The 21,266-nt window shown below is 44.4% G+C and carries 15 protein-coding genes; 5 read left to right on the top strand and 10 right to left on the bottom strand.

From position 1 onward, the window contains the following. Positions 1-150: 150 nt before the first annotated feature. The 4 genes from G3570_RS03730 to G3570_RS03745 form a co-directional block, all read right to left on the bottom strand. Positions 151-2,382, bottom strand: coding sequence for a S9 family peptidase (locus G3570_RS03730; RefSeq protein WP_165139290.1), 2,232 nt, complete (start codon positions 2,380-2,382; stop codon positions 151-153). A 161-nt stretch (positions 2,383-2,543) separates the two neighbouring features. After that, positions 2,544-3,302: a VIT1/CCC1 transporter family protein gene (locus tag G3570_RS03735; RefSeq protein ID WP_165139292.1), complete on the bottom strand. Its 759-nt coding sequence runs from the start codon at positions 3,300-3,302 to the stop codon at positions 2,544-2,546. Positions 3,303-3,479: 177 nt separating this feature from the next. After that, positions 3,480-4,229 (bottom strand): ZIP family metal transporter, encoded by a 750-nt coding sequence (locus G3570_RS03740; RefSeq protein ID WP_165139294.1) that lies wholly within the window; start codon positions 4,227-4,229, stop codon positions 3,480-3,482. 341 nt (positions 4,230-4,570) lie between these two features. Beyond that, complete coding sequence (locus tag G3570_RS03745) at positions 4,571-6,307, bottom strand: phospho-sugar mutase (RefSeq protein ID WP_165139296.1); 1,737 nt, start codon at positions 6,305-6,307, stop codon at positions 4,571-4,573. Positions 6,308-6,747: 440 nt separating this feature from the next. Here G3570_RS03745 and G3570_RS03750 point away from each other — a divergent pair, with 440 nt between their 5' ends. Continuing rightward, positions 6,748-8,043: a carbohydrate porin gene (locus G3570_RS03750; RefSeq protein ID WP_165139298.1), complete on the top strand. Its 1,296-nt coding sequence runs from the start codon at positions 6,748-6,750 to the stop codon at positions 8,041-8,043. 12 nt (positions 8,044-8,055) lie between these two features. Here the strand turns inward: G3570_RS03750 and lgt are convergent, their stop codons facing one another. The 3 genes from lgt to G3570_RS03765 form a co-directional block, all read right to left on the bottom strand. Continuing rightward, the gene (gene lgt, locus G3570_RS03755; protein WP_249066634.1) at positions 8,056-9,072 is read right to left on the bottom strand and encodes a prolipoprotein diacylglyceryl transferase; all 1,017 of its coding nucleotides are present in this window, start codon (positions 9,070-9,072) and stop codon (positions 8,056-8,058) included. A 129-nt stretch (positions 9,073-9,201) separates the two neighbouring features. Further along, complete coding sequence (gene cysS / locus G3570_RS03760) at positions 9,202-10,650, bottom strand: cysteine--tRNA ligase (RefSeq protein WP_165139300.1); 1,449 nt, start codon at positions 10,648-10,650, stop codon at positions 9,202-9,204. Between the two features lie 114 nt (positions 10,651-10,764). Beyond that, positions 10,765-13,848: an AsmA family protein gene (locus G3570_RS03765; protein WP_165139302.1), complete on the bottom strand. Its 3,084-nt coding sequence runs from the start codon at positions 13,846-13,848 to the stop codon at positions 10,765-10,767. A gap of 164 nt (positions 13,849-14,012) precedes the next feature. On the opposite strand from G3570_RS03765, the gene G3570_RS03770 reads away from it, so the two are divergent. The 3 genes from G3570_RS03770 to G3570_RS03780 all read left to right on the top strand — a co-directional run bounded on the left by G3570_RS03770 (position 14,013) and on the right by G3570_RS03780 (position 17,041). After that, positions 14,013-14,696, top strand: a complete 684-nt coding sequence (locus G3570_RS03770) for a protein-L-isoaspartate(D-aspartate) O-methyltransferase (RefSeq protein WP_249066636.1) — start codon at positions 14,013-14,015, stop codon at positions 14,694-14,696. A 172-nt stretch (positions 14,697-14,868) separates the two neighbouring features. Beyond that, a complete protein-coding gene (locus tag G3570_RS03775) occupies positions 14,869-16,020 on the top strand; it encodes a DUF368 domain-containing protein (protein ID WP_249066638.1) in 1,152 nt (383 codons plus the stop codon). A 43-nt stretch (positions 16,021-16,063) separates the two neighbouring features. Next, a complete protein-coding gene (locus tag G3570_RS03780; protein WP_165139306.1) occupies positions 16,064-17,041 on the top strand; it encodes a universal stress protein in 978 nt (325 codons plus the stop codon). A 27-nt stretch (positions 17,042-17,068) separates the two neighbouring features. Here the strand turns inward: G3570_RS03780 and G3570_RS03785 are convergent, their stop codons facing one another. Then, positions 17,069-17,833: an outer membrane lipoprotein-sorting protein gene (locus G3570_RS03785; protein ID WP_165139308.1), complete on the bottom strand. Its 765-nt coding sequence runs from the start codon at positions 17,831-17,833 to the stop codon at positions 17,069-17,071. Between the two features lie 251 nt (positions 17,834-18,084). Between G3570_RS03785 and G3570_RS03790 the strand changes: the two genes are divergently transcribed. After that, positions 18,085-18,969, top strand: a complete 885-nt coding sequence (locus G3570_RS03790; RefSeq protein ID WP_165139310.1) for a sterol desaturase family protein — start codon at positions 18,085-18,087, stop codon at positions 18,967-18,969. Positions 18,970-19,091: 122 nt separating this feature from the next. On the opposite strand, the gene G3570_RS03795 is transcribed toward G3570_RS03790, so the two are convergent. Then, the gene (locus tag G3570_RS03795; protein ID WP_165139312.1) at positions 19,092-20,036 is read right to left on the bottom strand and encodes a hypothetical protein; all 945 of its coding nucleotides are present in this window, start codon (positions 20,034-20,036) and stop codon (positions 19,092-19,094) included. Between the two features lie 264 nt (positions 20,037-20,300). After that, the gene (locus G3570_RS03800) at positions 20,301-21,233 is read right to left on the bottom strand and encodes a DNA/RNA non-specific endonuclease (protein ID WP_165139314.1); all 933 of its coding nucleotides are present in this window, start codon (positions 21,231-21,233) and stop codon (positions 20,301-20,303) included. Positions 21,234-21,266 lie beyond the last annotated feature (33 nt).

Raw genomic sequence — 21,266 nt, forward strand, 5'->3', positions numbered from 1 at the left:
TTTCGAGGGGCAAGGTCTAATCTCAGGCTGCAAAAAGATTTAAAAAATTGCGGTAGTTTCCGAAAATTTATGGAGGGAGACTTGGCCGTGATTCGCAACTTCAAAAATAAAAGGCACGGCCTTAGCAGGTGACCGTGCCTCTAAGGCAATTTACTTGAGATATCGGTTCAAATACTCGGTGTAGGTTTCATAAAGCAAGTAGTAACTTGCAGAGTTGAAAGATACACCATGGGCGCCGGGCGGATAAATACGTAAATCGGCATCAATACCATTTTCAGCTAATGCGGTCATCAACTGCATGGTGTTTTGTACGTGAACATTTTCATCGTAGGCTGAATGAGCAACAAAAAGTTTACCTTTAAGTTGATCAGCATGCGTGATTGGCGCACTTTGCTTATAACCCTCCGCATTGTTCTCTAGCAGCCCCATATACCGTTCGGTATATATGCTGTCGTAGAGCTTCCAGTCGGTTACAGGGGCTCCGACGATGCCTAATTTGAAAGCATCCGGATGGGTGAACATCGTGTAGGAACTCATATATCCCCCGTAACTGTGTCCGCGAATAGCCATATTTTCGCCATCTACCCAAGGTTTCTGAGCCATATATTTTGCTGTTTCTACAAAATCGTGAGCTTCCCATTTCCCAAGTTGCCTATAAACCACTTTTTCGAATTCGCTGCCATAGCCTCCGCTTCCGCGGTTGTTTACATTCACGATAACATACCCTTCCTGGGCAAGATACTGTGCCCACCCCCAGGTTTCAAAGGTGTTATAAACCCCTTGGGCTCCCGGACCGCCATAAATGGCCATTATCAGAGGGTATTGCTTTTCCGGGTCGAAATTTACCGGCTTGATCACAGAGCCGTCAAGTTTTTGGCCGTCGGAAGTTGTAAAGCTGAAGAGCTCTTTCGGGGCATATACATGCTCTTGCAGGTACTCTTTAACGGAAGCGTTATCTTCAAGACGCTTAAGTAAATCACCTTCCGTGCTTTTCAACTCTACCTGTGTTGGTGTATTGATATTGGAGTAGCTATCCAGGTAATACCGACCATTCGGCCCCATGGTAATATTGTGGGTACCTTCAGTAGTAGTCAGCTTCTTCTTGTTTTCCCCATTGAAATCAACAGAATAGAGGTGGCGTTGTAGTGGAGAAACCTCAGTTGAGTTGAAAAATATTTTGTTCTGACCGTAGTCGACTGTATGAACATAGGTTACTTCCCAGTCGCCTTTCGTGACCTGGTTTTTCAGCTTCCCGCTGTAATTGTAGCGGTATATGTGACTGAAACCGTCGCGGTCGGAAATCCAGAAGAATTCCTTGCTCTGCTTTGGAAAGAAAAACAGGTGGTTGATGCCGGCGAAAAAATCAAAAACGTCGATCCATGTTTCGGATTGTTCCTCCATAACCAGACGTCCTTCACCGCTTTTTGTATTATGGAAGGTGAGCTTTAAATGATTTTGTGGCCTGTTCAAATGTACGACAGCAAGCTGGTTAGCAACAGAAGTCCAGTAAATGCGCGGCACGTATCCGTCTCCGATATCCAGATCCATCCATTGCTTGTCACCACTATCAATCTGCACGACTCCTATCTTCACTTTTGGATTCTCATCTCCCACTTTGGGATATGGTATTTGGACGTACTCGGGATGCTGTCCGGAATAGTTGGTCATCTGGAAGATGTTAACCCGGGTCTCGTCGGTTTGCCAGTAGGCAATACTTTTGCTGTCAGGCGCCCATTCCCATGCTTGGGCAAGGCCGAACTCCTCTTCATAAACCCAGCCGAACCGTCCGTTGTAGAAGTTGTCACTTCCGCTATCCGTTAGCTGCTTTTCAGTGTCTGTATTAAGATCATGAACATATAGGTCACCTTCTCGCTCGTAACCGATTTTTGTGCCATCTGGTGAAAGTTCAGCGGTTCTGGCATCCTCGACTAATAATTGCAAATTATCATCATCTATTGAATAGAGGTAGTAGTCGGATATACCCGATCTTCGGTACACCGGACGGAAGTTAGATTGAAACACAATGTACTTTGAATCCTTCGACCATTGGAAAGAGCGATAGTCAAATGACTGTTGGCTGTCAGGGAAGGTGTAATTTTTGTTATTGAAGATCAGCACGTCCTCTTCGGTAGCGGGATTGAAGGCACGGATTTCAGTGCTCTCAGTGTCACTGTTATATTGCATGTAGGAGTAGCGATCACCATCATCAATCCAGTTAACATTTCGCGGACCCGAAGAACCGCGCAGTTTTGTAGAGGACTGAAGTGCCTCTTTTACACTGCTGTATTGGGCGTTCTGCTGGGCATTCGAAGTCTGTGGCAGCACCAGCATGAAGGAAAGCAGAATGAAGAGAACCGAAAAACGTGTGTGGTGGAGTTGCATAATGACAGTTAGGTTAGCTGTTGATCATTTTGATGTGAATTAAGTAAATAATGTCTAGTCAGACAAGTGCTGTTTAGCACTTAGACACTCAGGTAAAAAAGTCTGTATGATTGATTTAATAATTAGCTTTGCTCTGGTAAAAAGCGTAGCTAAGTGTGATTTCAAATAATTTTCTCAAGGATATTTCCCACATAGTAAGCCAGAATTGCGGCTGCAGATCCCAGAAATAGGGTCTCGGATATACCGATTAAGATGCTTTTCTCATTGACAAACGATTTCAGCAGTCCTATCAGTATAAAAGCTATGGTGGTAAGCAGTATGGAAGTGAGAAAGAGGTGGCTCATTTCTGTTTCAGTAACATAGTCCATTACATAGATAAGCAAAGGAATAAAACCTACCATTATAAAAGAGATAAAGGTTACCACTCCCATAGCCAGCGGAGACTTGTTCTGTTTCATCATACCAAGCTCCTCTTTCATCATCACGTCTACCCACCGGTCTTTGTCGGATGTGATTACATCAACCACCTCATCCAGCAGCTCTCCTTCAAACCCTTTGGACCTGTAAATTTCTCTTATCTCTTCCCGTTCTTTATCCGGGATATTTTCTACCTCCCAGTGCTCTATCTGCTCATGTTTTTCAAAGTATTCTCGCTCGCTTTTGTTGGATAGATAACTGCCCACCGACATGGAGAAGCCGTCGGCTATAAGGTTGGCAAAGCCCAAAATGATTATAACTGACGAATCCAGACCGGCACCTGCAGAACCTGCAACCACAGCAAATGTTGTTACACTACCGTCTATTCCCCCGTAGACAAATTCTCCCAGAAACTCCTGATAACGATGAACCAAGGCTTCCTTACTATGCAAGGTGTGTTCGGGTGGCTCTTCCTTTTTACGGATATCCTTATTCTCTTCCATAAGTAGCTTGTCAGCAGAATTTCGCGCTAAGCGTTACTTGTATTCAGGAAGATTCATCTTTGAGGCAGGATCTTTGGTAATGGTAACCATTAAAATTTGTGTAGGGAAGTTCCTGTAATAGTCAATCACCTCCAAGGTTGACTCTATAGCATTTTATTGGAGAATCAGGAGAGACGCTTATTCAATAAGTACTTGAAAAAGTATCATCAGTGCTATAGAAAAAGTCACAGCTATGGCTGTACTTCTGGAGCCGATCTCTTTGTTGGCTTCCGGAATTAGTTCAGCCAGTACCATCCAGATCATGGCACCGCCCGCAAAGCCCAGGCCCATGGGGAGGTATTCTCTGAATATCTCTATGAACAAAAAGGCCGGAACGGCCATCAGCGGTTGGGGAAGACTTGAAAAAATACTCCACCAGACTGCTTTGATTGGGGAGGTACCTCGCGGCACCATCACCAGGCTGATAGCTAATCCTTCGGGGATGTTGTGAATAGCTATCGCGGTTGTGATAAACAAACCCAGGTCGAGGCTGCCACTGAAGGAAACGCCCACACTGACCCCCTCAGTGAAGGAATGAAGCGTCATAATACCGAGTATAAGAAGAATTTTCTGTGTATCGGCTCTGCTTATGTCGGAGATGCGAAAGTTATTGTTGTATTTATCCAATACACGCTGGCTCAGCACGATAAAAATGAGTCCAAGCAGAATTCCACCTACCACCATCCAGACATCATACTCGAGTCCCTCGTAGATCAGGTTGAAGCTGGCCGCCAGCATTAGTCCCGCAGCTATGGCGTTTGATAAACCGAGCCAATTGCGGCTCATTTTTTTAATGAAGAAGAAGGGAAGAGCCCCCAGGCCGGTTGCCAAGGCCGTAATCATCGCATAGATGAAAACATCAATGATGGGGTCGCTGAATAAGTTCATTTACGGGTGTCTTCTCGATTTAGAAGCGAATATACTAAAGAGAAGGTCGTATTACACCAGGGGATGCAAATTTAGAATGGGATTAAATAGTCTTTTTAGTAATGAGTAATGAGTGAGGAGTGAGGCGTTAGGAGTGAGGAGTGAGGAGTGAAAAGAATCCAACTTCTAACTTCCAGCCTATGCTGGCTACGAAGCTTCAGCGTAGTATACCGGCATCCAGCATCCAGCATCCAANTAAGAATCCAACTTCTAACTTCCAGCCTATGCTGGCTACGAAGCTTCAGCGTAGTATACCGGCATCCAGCATCCAGCATCCAACCTCCAGCTTCCACGGCCCAGGACTACTTCATAAGATCGTCCATCAGGCGGTCAATTTTATCATCCAGTTTTTCACTTAGATCGGTGTAGTCACTTTTGTCCTTCATGTTGGTATTCACGCTGCAGTAGAACTTGATCTTTGGCTCGGTGCCGGAGGGACGTACCGTAACCATAGACCCGTCTTCGGTGATAAACTGCAGTACATTGGAGGATGGCAGGTCGATCTTTCCGGTTTTCCCGGTACTTATATTTTTCTCTTCGCTTGTTTTATAATCCTTGATGGTTACCACTTGAGATCCTCCCAGTTTAGCAGGCGGATTGCTGCGGTAGTTTTTCAGCATTTGCTGAATCTCTTCGGCCCCTTTACGACCTTTTTTGTAGATAGAAACCAATTTCTCTCGGAATAAACCGTGCTGCTTATAGATGTCAAGCAGAGCTTCGTACAGGCTGCTTCCTTTGTCTTTATAGTAGGCAGTCATTTCTGCAATAATTACGGAAGAAACAATAGCATCTTTATCCCGCACATGTTCGCCGATCAAATAACCATAACTCTCTTCGCCGCCGGCAATAAATTGTTTTTTGCCTTCGAGTTTTGTCATCAACTCGCCGATATATTTAAAGCCGGTTAAGGTGTTATAGCAATCAACATCGTAGTAGTCGGCGATGCGATCGATGAGGTAGGTGGTTACAATAGTTTTGACGATATACTCCTTGCCTTTAAGTTTTCCGGCATCTTTCCAGGCTTTGAGCATATAATTAATGATCAAGGTACCCGTCTGATTACCATTGAGAAGGGTCCACTCGTCATTTAAATCTTTCACCGCAATACCCACACGGTCGGCATCGGGATCGGTAGCCATCACCAGTTCGGCATCAATCTCTTTTGCCTTGTCCAGCGCCATAGTCAGCGCCTCTTCTTCCTCAGGATTAGGGTATTCAACGGTTGGAAAATTACCGTCAAAGGTCATCTGCTCTTTGACCAGTGTTACATTCTCAAACCCATATCTTTTTAGTGCGGGAGGGGCCAGAACACCTGCTGTTCCGTGAATGGGAGAGAACACAATCTTTAGATCTTTTTGCCGCTCTATGGCATCTCCGGAAACAGAAAGCTTTGCAATAGCTTCCAGGTATTTTTCATCGATCTCTTTCCCGATTCGTTCAATCCGCTCTTCTACACCCTCAAACTTGATAGCTCCTACACTGTCAATAGCTTGCACTTCTTCCATGACCTGCTTGTCTTGTGGAGATACCAGCTGCCCGCCATCCGAACCGTAGGCTTTAAAACCATTGTATTCTTTTGGGTTGTGGGAAGCGGTGAGCATCACCCCGCCTTTACATCCGAGTTCGCGTATTGCGAAGGAGAGTTCGGGGGTAGGACGCAGCCCTTCGAACAGGTACACATGAATGCCGTTAGCAGAAAATATATTGGCAACGGTATGGGCAAGCGTGTCCGAATTGTTGCGGCAGTCATGCGCTATGGCCACCTTGATTTGCTCTTTTGGATATTCCTTCTTCAGAAAGTTGCTGAATCCCTGGGTAGCCATTCCGAAGGTGTATTTGTTAACCCGGTTTGGACCGACTCCCATGATACCTCGGATTCCGCCGGTACCGAATTCCAGATCTTTATAAAAAGCATCCGTCAGCTCTTCATATTTTTCCTTATCAAGCATTGACCTTATTTCATTCTTGGTCTGCTGGTCGTAACTACCCTCCAGCCAATTATTAATTTTATCCTGTATGTTCTGGTCAAGTGCTTTCATGATGCTTATGGTTAATAAAATTTAAATTGGCTTTCCATAATAAAATCTGGTTGCTCTCTAGACCTTCAAAAAAATAAAAAAGCTGATATTTTGGAAAAAAGATGCGGATTTATTTTTCCTTTTTATACATGGTATTGGTAAAGCCTTTTTTAACCTGTCATTAGACACAAAAGGTTCTGATTTGTCTGATCTGTGAGATGTTTTATCTCCGAGGCTCATTTTATATAAACGGAAGGGACCTGCATTCTGTTAGCTTTTCGGCAGTTGCTAATAAGTCATTTTAACTAGAGTGCAATTTTCAAAACAACGAATCTTGAATTTTCTCTTTAGTTTTTGCTGTTGGAAGTATGGATGCTAAAGGGGACAAGGATTATATCTTAGTAATATGACTTGCCTATAAAATGAAGTTAAATTTTGATGGAAGTTAATCACACTAATTTATGAAAAACACCTCAAGAGAATATAACCGGAAGCATAATTTTAAGATATGCCTGTTTCTGATATTCATTTTGGGATACACATACCATCCCCTGGCTCTCGCTCAGAGTAACAGTGCGGATGAGAAAAATCCGTTCAGGGTTAGTGTAACCTATACGGGTGAATTTTGGGGAAATCTTTCCGGTGGTGTGGAAAGGGGAACTGCCTATTTAGATAATATCGATGTAAATCTTGAGATTGATTTCGAGGCTTTACCCCTGGGGCTGGAAGGAACGACCGTCTATATTTACGGGCTGGGAAACCAGGGGAACAGCATCTCGCAGCTCACCGGAGATTTGCAGGGGTTAAGCAATATTGAAGCACAAAATTCATGGCGTTTCTTTGAAGTTTGGGCTCAGAAGAAATTTTTTCTGGCAAACAGTTCTGTACTCGTTGGCTTGTACGATATCAACTCTGAATTTAATGTATTGGAAAGCAGCCTGCTCTTTCTAAACAGTTCTCATGGTCTGGATGCCTCATTGGCACTGAGTGGGGTGTTAGGCCCTTCAACTTTTCCATTTACTTCTTTAGGTGGGCGTTTTAAAATAAACCCTTCCGGAGGTTGGGTTTTTAAAGTAGCTGTACTGGACGGAGTACCATCAAATCCTGCCAATACCCGGGGGACCAAAATATTCTGGAGAGAGGATGACGGACTCTTATATCTTGCTGAACTAGCTCTGTATTCTATAAAAGGCAATCAATTGGAAAGACGCAGCCGTACCGCACGGCTACAGAGATTGCTGGATCGGGGAGCCGCCGAGAGGGGCGGTTATAAATTTGCAATAGGGGGATGGGCTTATTCCCAAAGACGTTCGGGTTGGATACAGGATGAGTCAGAAAAGCGTGATTTAGGATTATATGCAATGGGTGAGTATCAAATTTATTCGGAACCTGCTGATCCGGTGCAAGGAATAACAGTTTTTGGGAGAGCGAGCATCGCAAATGAACAAATAAACAGGTTAGCCGGATATCTTGGGGGCGGAATTACCTATAGGGGCTTGATTGACGGTCGATCCCGGGACGATTTGGGATTTTCAGTAGCTCATGCTATTAACAGCTCAGCATATCGGTCGGTCAGCCTTGAGCTGAATAATCGTCCATCTGAGAGAGCAGAAACAAATTTTGAATTTACCTATCTGGCGGTACTAAACCCATCGGTTAGTGTTCAAGCAGATCTGCAATATATCATGAATCCAAATATGGTGCCGGGGACACCTAATTCTCTGGCTGTCGGTGCAAGGATGCTCTTATCATTCTAATGGAAGGTGGATTTAATTTCCCTTTTTCTTCCAGTTTACCTTTTTCCAAACCAGCCAAACGCCTATAGCTACCAGCGGTATGCTTAGCCATTGTCCCATATTGATAGTCCATTCACCTGCAAATGCAGCCTGATTCACCTTGGTAAATTCCAGGAAGAAACGCCCCCCGAATAACAGCATAAGAAAGAGTCCGAAAATAGATCCTTCCGGCGGCTGTTGTTCATATCGTTTGTAGATTATCCATAGCAGTGCAAATATCACCAGGCAGAGTATTGCTTCGTATAACATGGTGGGGTGACGTGGAATCATATCCACTTTTTCAAAGACCACAGCCCAGGGAAGCTCGGTAGGTTTACCGATAATTTCCGAATTCATGAAGTTACCTGTTCGGATCATGGCACCCGCAAAGGCGACTACTATTACTACTCGATCGGCCAGCCAGAGAAAACTCATTTTTGGCACTTTCTTCACGTAGAGGTACATGGCCAGGATGATTCCGATGGCGGCACCATGGCTTGCCAGTCCACCCCGCCATATGGCAATGATCTGCGAAGGGTTACGAAGGTAGTACCCAAGGTCATAAAAGATTACGTGTCCCAGTCGTGCGCCTACAACCGTGGCTATCAGTACATAGAGCAGCAATTTGTCGAGTTCCTCCATGGTCCTGCCGGCCGCTATGTACATTTGGCGCATCAGGAAAAAACCGACGACGAACGACCCCATAAATAGGAATCCGTACCAACGTGGTTCTATGGGACCGATTTGATCTATGGTCGGTGAGGGTAAAATGAGGAAGATCAGTTGCCCACCGATGAGTGCTCCCAGTCCAAGCAACAGTACTTTCCAGGCAGGGGGTTCTTTTGTTTCTTCGTATTTGCTTGATTCAGGGACCATCTTTGAAAAGCCCCAGAAAAAGACCACAACGGCGAGGACTATTCCCCAAATAGCTAATGGAAATGGAAGATCAATGGTACCGAGGCTGAATGCTATCGGATCACCGTCCCAGATAAAATAATTGTTTGGTTGCATCTAGTAATGTTGTGTGAATATTTTTTTGTCGTGAGTAGATAGCCATGAGTCTTGAGTCTTGAGTCTTGAGTAATGAGTGAAAATTTAGCTTCAGTTTAGTACTCACGACTCAAGACTCACAACTAAAAATCATTTAATCTTAAAATCGGTGCCTTCAGGTGAATCCATCAGCTCAATGCCTATATCATTCAGGCGGTCGCGGATGGCATCGGCAAGCTCAAAGTTTTTGTTATCTCTTGCCCTGCTCCTGAGTTCGATAAGCAGCCTGACCAGTTCTCCAGTTTTATCGTCGCCTGAGGCCTTCTCTTCTTCGGGCCAGATGCCCAGCACTCCATCCACAAACTCCTCCAGATAAGTGCTGATATCGTCAAGATTTTCAGGCGTTTGATTCTGGTTGATTTGCTTTCGCAGTTTTTTCAGTTCTTCAAAAAGGATGGCAATGGCCTGAGCCGAGTTGAAATCATCATTTAGCTTGCTCTCCAGATTCTCCCTGAGACTGTCTACATCATAGGCATCGCCCTGACCCGGTTCGGTTTGCCGGATCAGACGAATGATATCCTGTAAATTTCTGAGTCCGGATTCCGCGCCGTTCAGGGCTTCCTCAGAAAAGTCAGTTGTACTGCGGTAATGGCTCTGCAGCAAAAAGAAGCGAATGACTTGAGGGTCCCAGGCTCTGCTGAGCAGCTCATGGTCTCCTCTGAAAAATTCATCCAGGGAGATGGCATTGCCCAGCGACTTGCCCATCTTCTGACCCTCCAGGGTTACCATATTGTTGTGCATCCAGTAATTGGCGAAAGGCTTATTGTAAGCGCCTTCGCTCTGGGCGATCTCGCATTCGTGATGAGGAAACTGGTTATCAAGACCACCACCGTGTATATCGAAATGTTCTCCCAGATATTTGGTAGACATTGCTGAGCACTCTACGTGCCAACCGGGATAACCTTCACCCCATGGAGAGGGCCATCTCATAATATGTCCTTCTTCGGCGCGCTTCCAGAGGGCAAAATCTTCCGGTGATTTTTTATCAGATGCAGTTTCAATGCGTGAGCCGCTTTCAAGCTCCTCGACCGACCTCCCGCTTAGTTTGCCGTAATCTTTATTCGAAGAGACATCAAAGTACACATTTCCGTCGGTAACATAAGCGTGATCATTTTCAATGAGCTTTTTTACCATCTCAATCTGTTCGATGATATGTCCGGTAGCCCGTGGGGAGATATCGGGGCGCAGTACCTGCAGCTTGTCCATATCCCGGAAGTAGTTATAGGTGTACTTTTCGGCAATCTCCATGGGTTCCAGCTTCTCCTTCCGGGCCTGCTTTTCAAGCTTGTCTTCTCCCTGATCGGCATCATCGGTGAGATGCCCCACGTCGGTAATATTTTGCACATAACGGACATTATATCCCAGGTATCGCAGGTAACGTATAACCAGGTCAAAGGATACATAGCTTTTGGCGTGACCGAGATGCGGATCGCCGTATACTGTCGGGCCACACACATAGATGCCTACAAAGCCTTTTTCAATGGGTTCGAATTTCTCCTTTTCTCTCGAAAGGGTGTTGTAGATATGTAAATCGTCCATTTAGCGGTATCCTCCAGTTAACAGTCGAAAAAGCTTCATTCAAAAAAACAATCTGCGCAAAGATACAATCTTAAGTGCTCAGTGTACAGTTGTTTAAACCACGGCACAGGTACCCTAGCCATCCCCAAAAATTTTCTTTAATGCATTGCCGGCTTTGTCCTTTAGATATTTCTGAATAATTGGTTTGATGACCTCTTCGTCCGGTTTTACGTTGAGATTGTTGAGTGTGCCGGTCACTCTCAAAGGCATCATGATGGTTCCGTTTTCCTGGGTGAGGGCTTCTGTAGCCTGTGTGGTTAGAATAGCTGAAATTCCCTTCTTAAATCTCGGAGGAAGCAGGAGCTTCATCTGGTAATTGACTTGCTGGCTGACCAGGTGCTGGGTACCGTTCAGTTCCAAACCGACGTCGCTGCTGGTGAGCCTTAGGTCTTTAAGAGTGAGTACGGTGTCACTCACCGTGTAGGTACTTTCCCATTCATCAAGTGATACGCTCTCCAATTCCTGAGCCTTGAGCATGGAAGCAATACGCAACTGTAGGGGATGATTCTTGAGCCTGGACTTTGTCATACCAAAATTCCCGTCCATTTTCGTAGTGCCGATTATCGGATCCAGGAACCGGTTGAGCGCCGAATAGTACTGAAGGTCACTGCTGAACGCTCCGGAAATATACTCGTGAATTCTGCTTTTTTTACCCAGTACTTTGTACTCTTCGAAAAATCTCTCGGCACGTACACCCTGCAGGGAACCGTTGAAAGTAATCATGGTACTGTCAGGTTGCGGAACATCCCAGGTAAGAGAACCTGTGGCTTTTCCTTCAAACATCTCGGCAGCTGCCTCATTCAATTCTATCTGTGTGGGAGTAGTGCTTGCCTGGGCTTTCAGGTTTCGAATATTGACACCGGTTATCAGCATACGGTCAATATTGGCAGTTACCGAACTATTAAGATCAGGCAGTTCAATCAGTACCGGTTCATCAGCTCCTGTGGTATCACTCCAGTCAATAATCTCATCTACATGAAGAAATTGGCTGTAATAGCTTCCTTTAAGTAGGGGAGTGGTATTCCTGTCACTTTTCTCTTTAAGGTATTCACGGTAATTCTCAAGTGACCCGCTGAGAAGCATGTCGGAGTTACCAAAATTAAATGACAGTGAGTCAAGGTTTGCTGAGGAAGGGGTAAGCCTCATTACCCCATTAAGATCGGTAATAGGATGTACGAAATCTTCACCGTCCATATTCATATTATCAATATTCAGGCTGCCATTGAAGGCCATTTCAGCAGGAGTATCCGGACGCCCCTGTGTCCGTAAATTTACCCTTGCAGTACCATCCAGGCGGTTTATGGTCGGTTCGAGATTATAATAGTTGGTAATCTGGTTCAGCATGGCAAAACCTTCCAGTTTCAGATCGATGGAGCGGTCTTCGCCCAGATAATTGGTGATCAGGCCGCCCATTTTGAGATTGTTTTCACCGCTTCTGAAACTGGCTTCCACGATGGTCATCTTTGCACCCTCGAGTACCGATTCAAAGGTTATATCGCGGAGTGGATTCCCGAGTGGTTTGTAAAAGAGAAATCCGTTTTTAAGAGTGATGCTTCCGCTCTTTACCGATCGCTCAATCTGGTCGGCTTTCCCATCCAATGTTGCTTGTGCTGTAAGAATACCGTTCATCTCTAGGGTATCTTCACTGATAGGGTAGAAATCTTTAAGGGAGGCCAGGTCAAATCTCAGGTTAGTATCCAAATTGATGGTTCTATTGGCCTCCTGTAGGGGTTGCCTCACAGAACCTTTCATGGAAAAAGTATTGGGTGCAGCTGCCAAGTCAAAGCGGTTTATGGTAACAAGATCCTGGTTAGCTTTAGCATCGACATTGATATCCTGGATGGCTTTAGGAACCCCGCTGTACTTAAGCGTGCCGTTTGACAGGCGAAGGTCAGCATTAAATGTTGCCGCTTCCGGCTTAGCTCTGTTTCCCTGTCCGGTGGCGTTTAAATTCATCTGCCCACTCATATCTTCAATATCGAACTGTCCGATATCATAAAAACTGCTGATGGTTGCTAAGTCAACATCACTTTTGATATCAAAGCTGAAGGCGCCGTTCTCCTCTAGCGGCTTTTGAAGATTTCCGCTGCCTGATATAGCGTTCGAGCCGGCTTTTGCATTCAGGTTCTCAATAGTAAGCTCATCGTTGGATGCCTTGGCGTTGAGTTGAATATTTTCTATTGCCTGCGGAAGGTCAGGATTTTTCAAATACCCATTTTCAACCATAATGGACGCGCTGAAACGAGGGAGTTGTTCTGAGTTTAGCGCCCCGTTAATAGTACCCTGCATAGCCAGCGAGCCTCTTGTTTCCAGCTCTTCTACCTGTTCCTGATATTGGGCCGGTACCAGACGGAGAAGTTCACCGAAATTATCCGAGGAGGTATTGAAATTGAGGTCTACGCTTGTAGTGTTGCTCCAATCGGATATTGAACCTGAAAGATCCAGTGCAAGACCACGGATAGAAAAAGTCCCGGAACTCAGATTTACAATTTCCTTTTCCAGGTCAATTGTGGATGTTTGCGATAGACTGAGAGGCAACCCTCTGGCATAACTAGTATTGTCGACCGTGGCAGACAGACCGCCCAGTTCCAGGTCAACGGTACTTTCGATCAGTTCGGCATAGCGTAATGAGATCGTAGCGTTCAGATCCTGAAAGCGAAGGTCAGTCGCCGATGTTTCGTCAACATAACCAAACTGACCGTTGATGACTTCAAAATAGGGGATATTTACGGCATAACCGGAAGCTGTAGTATCATCTTCGGTTTCCGTTTCAAACAAAAAATCAATATTGGTGGTGCTGTCGGGGTATACCTGGTAGGTAAATTTCGGGTTGTCCAGAATGATTTCGTTGATGCTGATTTCGTTGCCGAATAGGGAAAATAGCTTAACACCGACCACGAGTTCGTCAAGCGACATGAGCGTGTCATCCGGACTTTCACCGGGGACGCTCATTCTGGAGATGCTCAGTCCCGGTTGGGGGAAGGTACTGAAAAAAGTAAGTGACATGGATTCTACCTGTACGTCACGGCCAACAGCTTCGTTGACGTATGGCATCACCGTTTTCTGAAGGCGCGCATCGGTGAAATAAATATTTAATCCCAGAATGACTAGTAAAAGAAATGCCAGGATACCTCCTGCAATTCTCAAAAATGTTTTCATAGATGAATGACTGATTCTCTTTAGAAATAATATACGTTAAAGTACCAACTTTTAAATGGTAACCAGTTAATTTAAGTCCAAATAATTGATACAAGTTCCTTAAGTTTGCAGTTGGAGCAGCTTTGCTCCGTTCAAATACTGAAAAGTTTTAAAATCACAATATGTTGAGCTGGAATTCGGACAAATCGGGTAAAAGGGATTTGAAATTCAAAAAACGCCGCCAAAAACTGGTGGACACGCTCAGGGATAAGGGTATACAAGACGAAAGGGTCTTGGAGGCTTTTAATATGGTACCTCGGCATGAATTTATTGATACCGCACTGGAAGACCGTGCCTACAAAGATACGGCACTTCCTATTGGTAAAGATCAGACCATTTCCCAGCCCTACACTGTGGCTCGGCAGACCGAACTGCTTGAAATAATGCCAGGTGAAAAAGTACTTGAAATAGGCACCGGATCGGGTTACCAGGCAGCAATCTTGTGTGAATTGGGAACAACCGTTTACAGTATTGAACGGCACGAAGAATTGTATGAAAGAGCCAGGGCAATTTTGAAAAAACTGGGGTACCGTGTCCATCAGAAGCTTGGCGACGGCACCTTGGGGTGGTCGGCCTACGCACCTTATGATGCCATAGTAGTTACTGCGGGGGCTCCTGTGGTACCTGAAGACCTGGTAGAACAGCTACAAATAAATGGGCGCCTGGTGGTTCCTGTAGGGGGAGCCCAAAAACAGGAGATGCAGCGCATTATTAAAATAAGGGAAGGAGAGTTTGAGAAGGAGACCTATCATGACTTTAAGTTTGTGCCACTCATAGGAAAGAAGGGGTGGAAGGGAGAGGATGATTAGCAATTACGAATTGTGAATTAGGAATTACGAATTTAGAAATGGAAATTGTGGACCGAAATGCAGCAGTGATTTAGAAAAGTAGCATTGTGTTCGGCACATCAGTTGGTGGCATGATGCGTGTTATATAACGAATTCTCAATTCCTAATTTTCAAATTATAATTCTCAAGATTCTTGGAAAAAAGTACGCAGACGGATAAGCAAGCAGCATCACAAAAAGAACAGGACGAAACTACCTGGAAAGAGTCGCCATTCTTGTTAATAAAGGGATTTCTGATGGGATCGGCAGATATCGTGCCCGGTGTCAGCGGAGGCACCATGGCACTGATCGTGGGCATATATTCACGACTGATACATGCCATTAAAAGTTTTGATACCCGATTTGTTAAAGATCTGGTGACCTTTCGTTTCTCCTCCGCGCTTTCGGGTGTGCACTGGCGTTTCATGACGGTTCTGCTTGCCGGTATTTTCTCAGCTATTCTATTTTTTACCAAGATCGTACCGCTACAGGTCTACATGTTTACGGATCCCGAACTCATATACGGTCTATTCTTCGGTCTCATCGTTGGCTCTATCGTGATACTGCTCAAGGCATTGGACTCTTTCGGTTGGTGGCATGCTTTTTATGTACTTCTGGGAACATTGATTGGTTTTTGGGTGGTTACCCTGGTACCGGCCGACACTTCTGAATCCCCGCTATTTGTATTTTTGAGCGGCAGTATTGCTATTTGTGCCATGGTTCTTCCCGGTATATCCGGTTCTTATATTCTGCTAATCTTGCGCAAATATGATTATATCCTCAGTCAGGTAGGCAAGCTGGGTACCGTTGAAACAGCTGAAGGCCTATTGATGATACTCCCATTCGTTCTGGGTGCCATTACAGGATTGGCACTTTTTACCAGGCTGCTATCATGGCTCCTGGATCATTATTATGTGCAGACCATTGCGGTTCTGATCGGGTTCTTAATCGGATCTTTGTACGTCATCTGGCCGTACCAGGATCGAAGCTATGAAGAGTTTATTACCGAAACAGAGGTCATCGAATATACCGGGGAGCGGGCGATGGAGCTGCGGGAAAATCCACCTGAAACCAACCTGCCTACTTACCGGCGTCTGGGGGAAGTTGTAAATCCGAATGCTACATTTGACGAACTGAAGCAAATCGAACTGGTGACGGTCAAGAAAAAATTGGTGAAGTCCGATCCTTTTATCCCTTATTACAGCAAGGAGGGAGCTGGGACCGAGCATTTTGGGCATGGACTGATCGGTATGCTGATAGGTCTTGTTATGGTAATAGGGTTGGACTTTTTACGAAAATGGAATTAGAATGCGATCATATTAAACTCTCATTAAAATAAAGGATCACGCCATGTTTGCGATTAATAAGATTTTGGTTCCGACTGATTTTTCCAAAAATTCTGCTCACGCATACAATCCTGCACAGCAGCTGGCATCTAAATTCAATGCCAAAATTGATTTCATACATATTGTACCAACGCTAAGGTATTTTAATGAGAGTATTTCCAACCTTGGCCTTCCCTTCAGCATGGAAAAGGATATCTATCCCAAAGTTCAGGAAGAATCCATGGCTAAACTGGACAGCCTGATGGAAGATTATATCAAGGAAGAAAACAGGGGCGAATCTATTGTACGAATTGCTCCCAAGCCATCCAGAGCTATTGCTGAGGAGGGAGAAAGGGGAAATTATGATCTTATTTTAATGGCTACTCATGGCAAACATGAGTCCGATTTGTTACGCGGTACCGTCACCGAAAAGGTGATTCGATATTCTTCTATTCCCGTACTGGCAACCGATAAAACCGGTATTGAAGGAGTTAAAAGAATATTGGTCCCCACCGATGGCTCACAGGCTTCGCTTTCAGCCATGCCGGTTGCAGTATCCCTGGCGCTGACTTTTGATGCCACCTTAACATTGTATCATGTTCTTGAACTTCACGGAAGCATGACTGAGAACGTTGAGCCAAATCCCATGCGGTCAGAAAAAGACAATATTTATGACATCCTGTTTGATGCCATGGATACCTTTTTCAAGCAGTCGTGGGACAAAATCGAGTTGCGCGACGGGGAAGGGTATGATGATCAGCTTGTTTACAACGAGGGGGCCTCAAGTGCTACCATTGATATAACTACCGTAATTGAGAAGGGAGTTTCTGCACACCATGCGATACGTGAATACGCTGCTGAGTCAGCTGATCTGGTGGTGATGGCTACACACGGGCACAGCGGGCTCTCTCACTTGTTCCTCGGTTCAACGGCAGAAAAAGTCACCCAGCACCTTAGACTACCGGTCATATCAGTTAAGCCTGACCTGGAAGAAAAGAAGTAAGAAGACAGTAAAGCTCTTTGAATCATCTTAAAGACCGCGTCTAAGTCCGCGCTCCGTAAATCGCCAACCGGGGATGGATGCATTAACATTTCTGTCTGACCAGGATAGTTCTGTTTTTCTGTCATTGCGCAGATCGTACATTATCATTTTTCCGGGTTGCCATACCTCATCCAACACCTCAGAATAGCCTGATGCTTCCAGTCTTTTAATCATCTGCCCGTCATCATTGAAATACTCAATTTTTTGAAGGACGTAGCGTTCAGGATCTATATAAAAATTGAGGTAATTATATTCGCTGCTTTCCGTTTTTTCAGCTCTCAATACGTAAGTTGAGTCGCTTTTTGAACGCAATTCAAACTCATAGTCTTCAGGGTCCTGATCGCCCAGATCTTCGTATGTAAAATCGCTTCCCATAAACCGGTCACCTTTCTCAGCCGCCGAGATGATTTGAATCTGGCCGAGTGCCGGCAGATACAACTTTTGCACCTCCTCGGATCCCTCACTGATGCTCAAAAAGGCGGTGCCCCTGACATTTGCCGGGGATTCAAATATCAGCAGACTTTTGCTGATCTCACCGTCATTCATGCTGAAAGAGAGAAGGTCTCTCTCCCGGGTATTACCTCGGCTGTCAAAAATCACCATGCGCATATCTGCTTGTTCGCTGTTGATTTTATTGCGTCGCTGGTCTACCTCTTCAAATATTTTCCGTGCTTCTGGATCGTCCTCGATATTTTGTGCGCCCACGAAAGACGGAATCAGAAACAGCAGTAATAGTGAAAGTCGAAAAATCATCTCAATGACAATTATTTTTGTGTCCGTTTTAATTGCTTACAAAATGCATGCTTATAAGTAAAAAAAGAGTCTAAAGGTTCCTGCTTGATTAATTTGATAAGAGTATAACAAACCAGTGGGGTCCTGTCAGTTTTAACTATCTAAGGTTTTTGGAACATCCAAAGAATCAAGAATTCAAAAATACTTTTAGATTGGCACGCAGAAGCGATATCTTGTGCACTTCTTATTATTAATGTTTGCTACCCCATTTTATGCCCGAATTAATTACTGTTCAAGAACTCCTGGCAATGGGTTTGCCGCCTATCATTATTTATGCTGCTCCCGTAATGTTTGCCCTTGTTTTCCTGGAATGGGGGATTAGTGCCTGGCAAAATAAGGACAGGTATGAAGCAAAGGATTTTTGGGCATCTACTGCTATAGGTGTGGGTAACATCGTTGTGAGTTCATTGACGAAGGTCAGTATTTTCGGACTTATACTCTTCTTCTATAATATGATGCCCTGGCGGGTTCCCTATGAGTGGTGGTCCTATCCGCTCTGTTTTATCTTTCTGGATTTCTGTCGTTACTGGGCACATCGTATAGCGCACGAGCAGCGCATCTGGTGGGCTACACACGTGCCTCATCACTCTTCTGAGCAGTATAATTTTTCGGTTTCTTTTAGGCTCTCTTGGGTGCAAGGGTTTAAGGTGCTTTTCTTTTTACCGGTAGCCATGGCCGGTTTCCACCCGGTGGTCTTCTTCATTTGCCATCAGATCGCGGTGCTCTACCAGTTCTGGATTCATACGGAAATGATTGACAAGCTTCCGCGTCCTATTGAGTTTATTTTTACTACGCCATCCCATCACAGGGTACACCATGCCAAGGACGATCATTACCTGGATAAGAATTACGGCTCCACTTTTATTATCTGGGATCGGATGTTCGGTACCTTTCAGCCGGAACTGAATACGCCCAATTACGGTATTACCAAACCCCCTGAATCCTACAATCCGGTGTATCTGGTATTTCATGAATTCATTGATATTTGGAAGGATTTAAAGAAGGCTGAGGGTTTTAAGGACTATCTTTGGATTCTTTTTGCAAGTCCGGCTGAACAGGCGCGTGCCGTTAAAGAAGATGAAAGCGGGGCACCTTAAACGACCCCGCAATCATTCGGTAAAAAGATTGATTTAATATGAGATATGGAATGAAATAGTTTATTGCTAATTATTACTTTTCTCATTCTTAAATCTGAGTAGATAGTAGTAATCGCTTTTCCTTAAATAGAGTTCTTAGGTTTTTTAGCTTTATTTCCTTTAGAATCAAAGTAAAGCGTTTGTTCATCTCCTTCCTTGGCTATAACAACCTGATAGTATTTTGTACTTTCGTCAAAATTCCTGATTACCATTTGGTCTTCAGTAATAGTCCAATTGGGATAATCCTTATAAATTGACTGGGCGATATTCAATGGTAGTTTAACATTGGTTGCAACTGTTTTTGAGCTTATGAGCCTACCCATGGCATCATACGTGGCTTCACATTTGATGTTTTTGCCTGTTGCCGTAACTATATACTCATTGGCATCACCGCCCCGATTGTGCTTGTACCAAGAAACTTTTTTGCCACCACAACTGAGATAGTCACTGTTAACTGCTTTAGTAACATTTCGGGGTATATTCCTCTTGCTCACTTTTACTTTTGGAACATTGAGAGCCAGATCGGGGGTTGTTTCTTTACCCCTGGTATTAAAGTACACTGTTTTTCGTTCTCCTTTGTTTACCAGAGTGATTTCCGTATACCCTATATTCTGATCAAAATTACGCACTACTACCTGATCTCCGGAAACTTTCCATCCAGGGTAGTTTGCTGATAAACTTTCCTGTATTTCGGCAGACAATTTCATATTCGTTAAAATTGTTTTTGCACTGATCAGATTACCTTCGGCATCATAAACAGCCTCACACTTTATGTTTTTGCCACTGGCCCTGGCCACATAATAATCCACCCCGGAAGCTTCATCCATAATCTGCCATGTTATATTGTCTTTACAACTCATGTAATCAGATTCAACTGCTTTAACGACAGCTGCCGGAACCTCTTTTTTCTTAACCTCTACTTGCTGGGCATAAGTGGTGCTGTTCTGCAGTATGAATATGGATAACAAAAGGCAGAGAAAGGGAACCTGAACCATAAATCCCGCTTTTAATTTTCTATATTTTTTCATTGTTAACACCTCCTTATTATAGAATAGATACAATTATTCAATTACTGATACACACTTTACTTAACCTATTATAAGTTATTAGTACTATTGAACATGTAATAGAATAAAAGCTTTTGCTGTAGTGGGATAGATTACAAAGGATTTAAAAATTTGGGGATAGGAGTTGCTCCTTTGCAAAGTAACTTGCAGTACACCTTTGTCTCTCCCGATTAGCTATATATCTGAAATTTAATTCAGCTTTTTTGAGTGAGACTAAATCGAAATTTAAAATTCACCCCAGTTTAACCAGGTATCTTCAGCCTCGAGCTTCCCTTCCATATCCTCGTCCATTTTGGAAAAGAAATCGAGTCCGGTAAGAGCCTCAATGATATCGACGCTAACCAAAAAATCCTGGATCTCACCGTGGGCTTCTTTGTGATGGGGAAGTAGAAAAGCAAGTACCAGTGGCTTGCCGTGATTATCGTTACGAACGACTATTTTAAAAAACATCGGAGGTACGGTGATGTCATTGTTAGTGCCAACATTTTCCATCTCACCTCTTCCAAGTACGGTGCCGGCATAGACCCACACCTCTTTTTCCTGCTCCTCTACTACGGTATCCTGAATATACCGCTCGAGATCACGCCAGATCCCTCCGCCACCGTTGAATCCGTCATGGTCTTGGGGAGCTACATTGGAGAGATGATTGATTTCATATACTCTCGATATTTCATTGGCATCGCTTACAAATTCCCACAATTCGAGATCTTTCATATCATCTGCATTCACTACTCCGTCACCATTGGTATCAGCTACTCCATAGAGTCCGTCTCCGTCGCGGTCGCCTCCGGAAATATTAAATGGCGCCAGGTGTCCTCTGGCATATCCTTCCCCGCCGTTGTAAAGTCCTACGTATTCCTGGTCTCTTACCGGATTCGGGATATTTTGGTCCACTCGAAATGAGTTGAAGATTCCGTATCGTGGGACCGTATTTGTATAACCCGGCTCCACTTTGTAGGCAACCCAATTTGGGATACGGTGTTTATGATTATAGGAGAGTATATAAGCTTCTCGGAAAAGGATATTGTCATAACCCGGCATGCCCTGGTAGATGTGTTCATCGACCAGTTGCTGGTTATATTCTGAATAATTTTGTGCAGGGGTAGTATTTACAGAGAGCAGCAATATGATTGCTACCGATAGCAAAGGGAGTCGCATGGCAAATGGTTTTACGGGAAGTTCGCAGATATC

The sequence above is a fragment of the Halalkalibaculum roseum genome (genome assembly GCF_011059145.1).
In the GTDB taxonomy this organism is placed as follows: Bacteria; Bacteroidota; Rhodothermia; order Balneolales; family Balneolaceae; genus Halalkalibaculum; species Halalkalibaculum roseum.

Excerpts from the sequence above, each read along its gene's own strand:
- G3570_RS03730 (WP_165139290.1), bottom strand. The coding sequence starts at position 2,382 with ATGCAACTCCACCACACACGTTTTTCGGTTCTCTTCATTCTGCTTTCC.
- G3570_RS03735 (WP_165139292.1), bottom strand. The coding sequence starts at position 3,302 with ATGGAAGAGAATAAGGATATCCGTAAAAAGGAAGAGCCACCCGAACAC.
- G3570_RS03740 (WP_165139294.1), bottom strand. The coding sequence starts at position 4,229 with ATGAACTTATTCAGCGACCCCATCATTGATGTTTTCATCTATGCGATG.
- G3570_RS03745 (WP_165139296.1), bottom strand. The coding sequence starts at position 6,307 with ATGAAAGCACTTGACCAGAACATACAGGATAAAATTAATAATTGGCTG.
- G3570_RS03750 (WP_165139298.1), top strand. The coding sequence starts at position 6,748 with ATGAAAAACACCTCAAGAGAATATAACCGGAAGCATAATTTTAAGATA.
- lgt (WP_249066634.1), bottom strand. The coding sequence starts at position 9,072 with ATGCAACCAAACAATTATTTTATCTGGGACGGTGATCCGATAGCATTC.
- cysS (WP_165139300.1), bottom strand. The coding sequence starts at position 10,650 with ATGGACGATTTACATATCTACAACACCCTTTCGAGAGAAAAGGAGAAA.
- G3570_RS03765 (WP_165139302.1), bottom strand. The coding sequence starts at position 13,848 with ATGAAAACATTTTTGAGAATTGCAGGAGGTATCCTGGCATTTCTTTTA.
- G3570_RS03780 (WP_165139306.1), top strand. The coding sequence starts at position 16,064 with ATGTTTGCGATTAATAAGATTTTGGTTCCGACTGATTTTTCCAAAAAT.
- G3570_RS03785 (WP_165139308.1), bottom strand. The coding sequence starts at position 17,833 with ATGATTTTTCGACTTTCACTATTACTGCTGTTTCTGATTCCGTCTTTC.
- G3570_RS03790 (WP_165139310.1), top strand. The coding sequence starts at position 18,085 with ATGCCCGAATTAATTACTGTTCAAGAACTCCTGGCAATGGGTTTGCCG.
- G3570_RS03795 (WP_165139312.1), bottom strand. The coding sequence starts at position 20,036 with ATGAAAAAATATAGAAAATTAAAAGCGGGATTTATGGTTCAGGTTCCC.
- G3570_RS03800 (WP_165139314.1), bottom strand. The coding sequence starts at position 21,233 with ATGCGACTCCCTTTGCTATCGGTAGCAATCATATTGCTGCTCTCTGTA.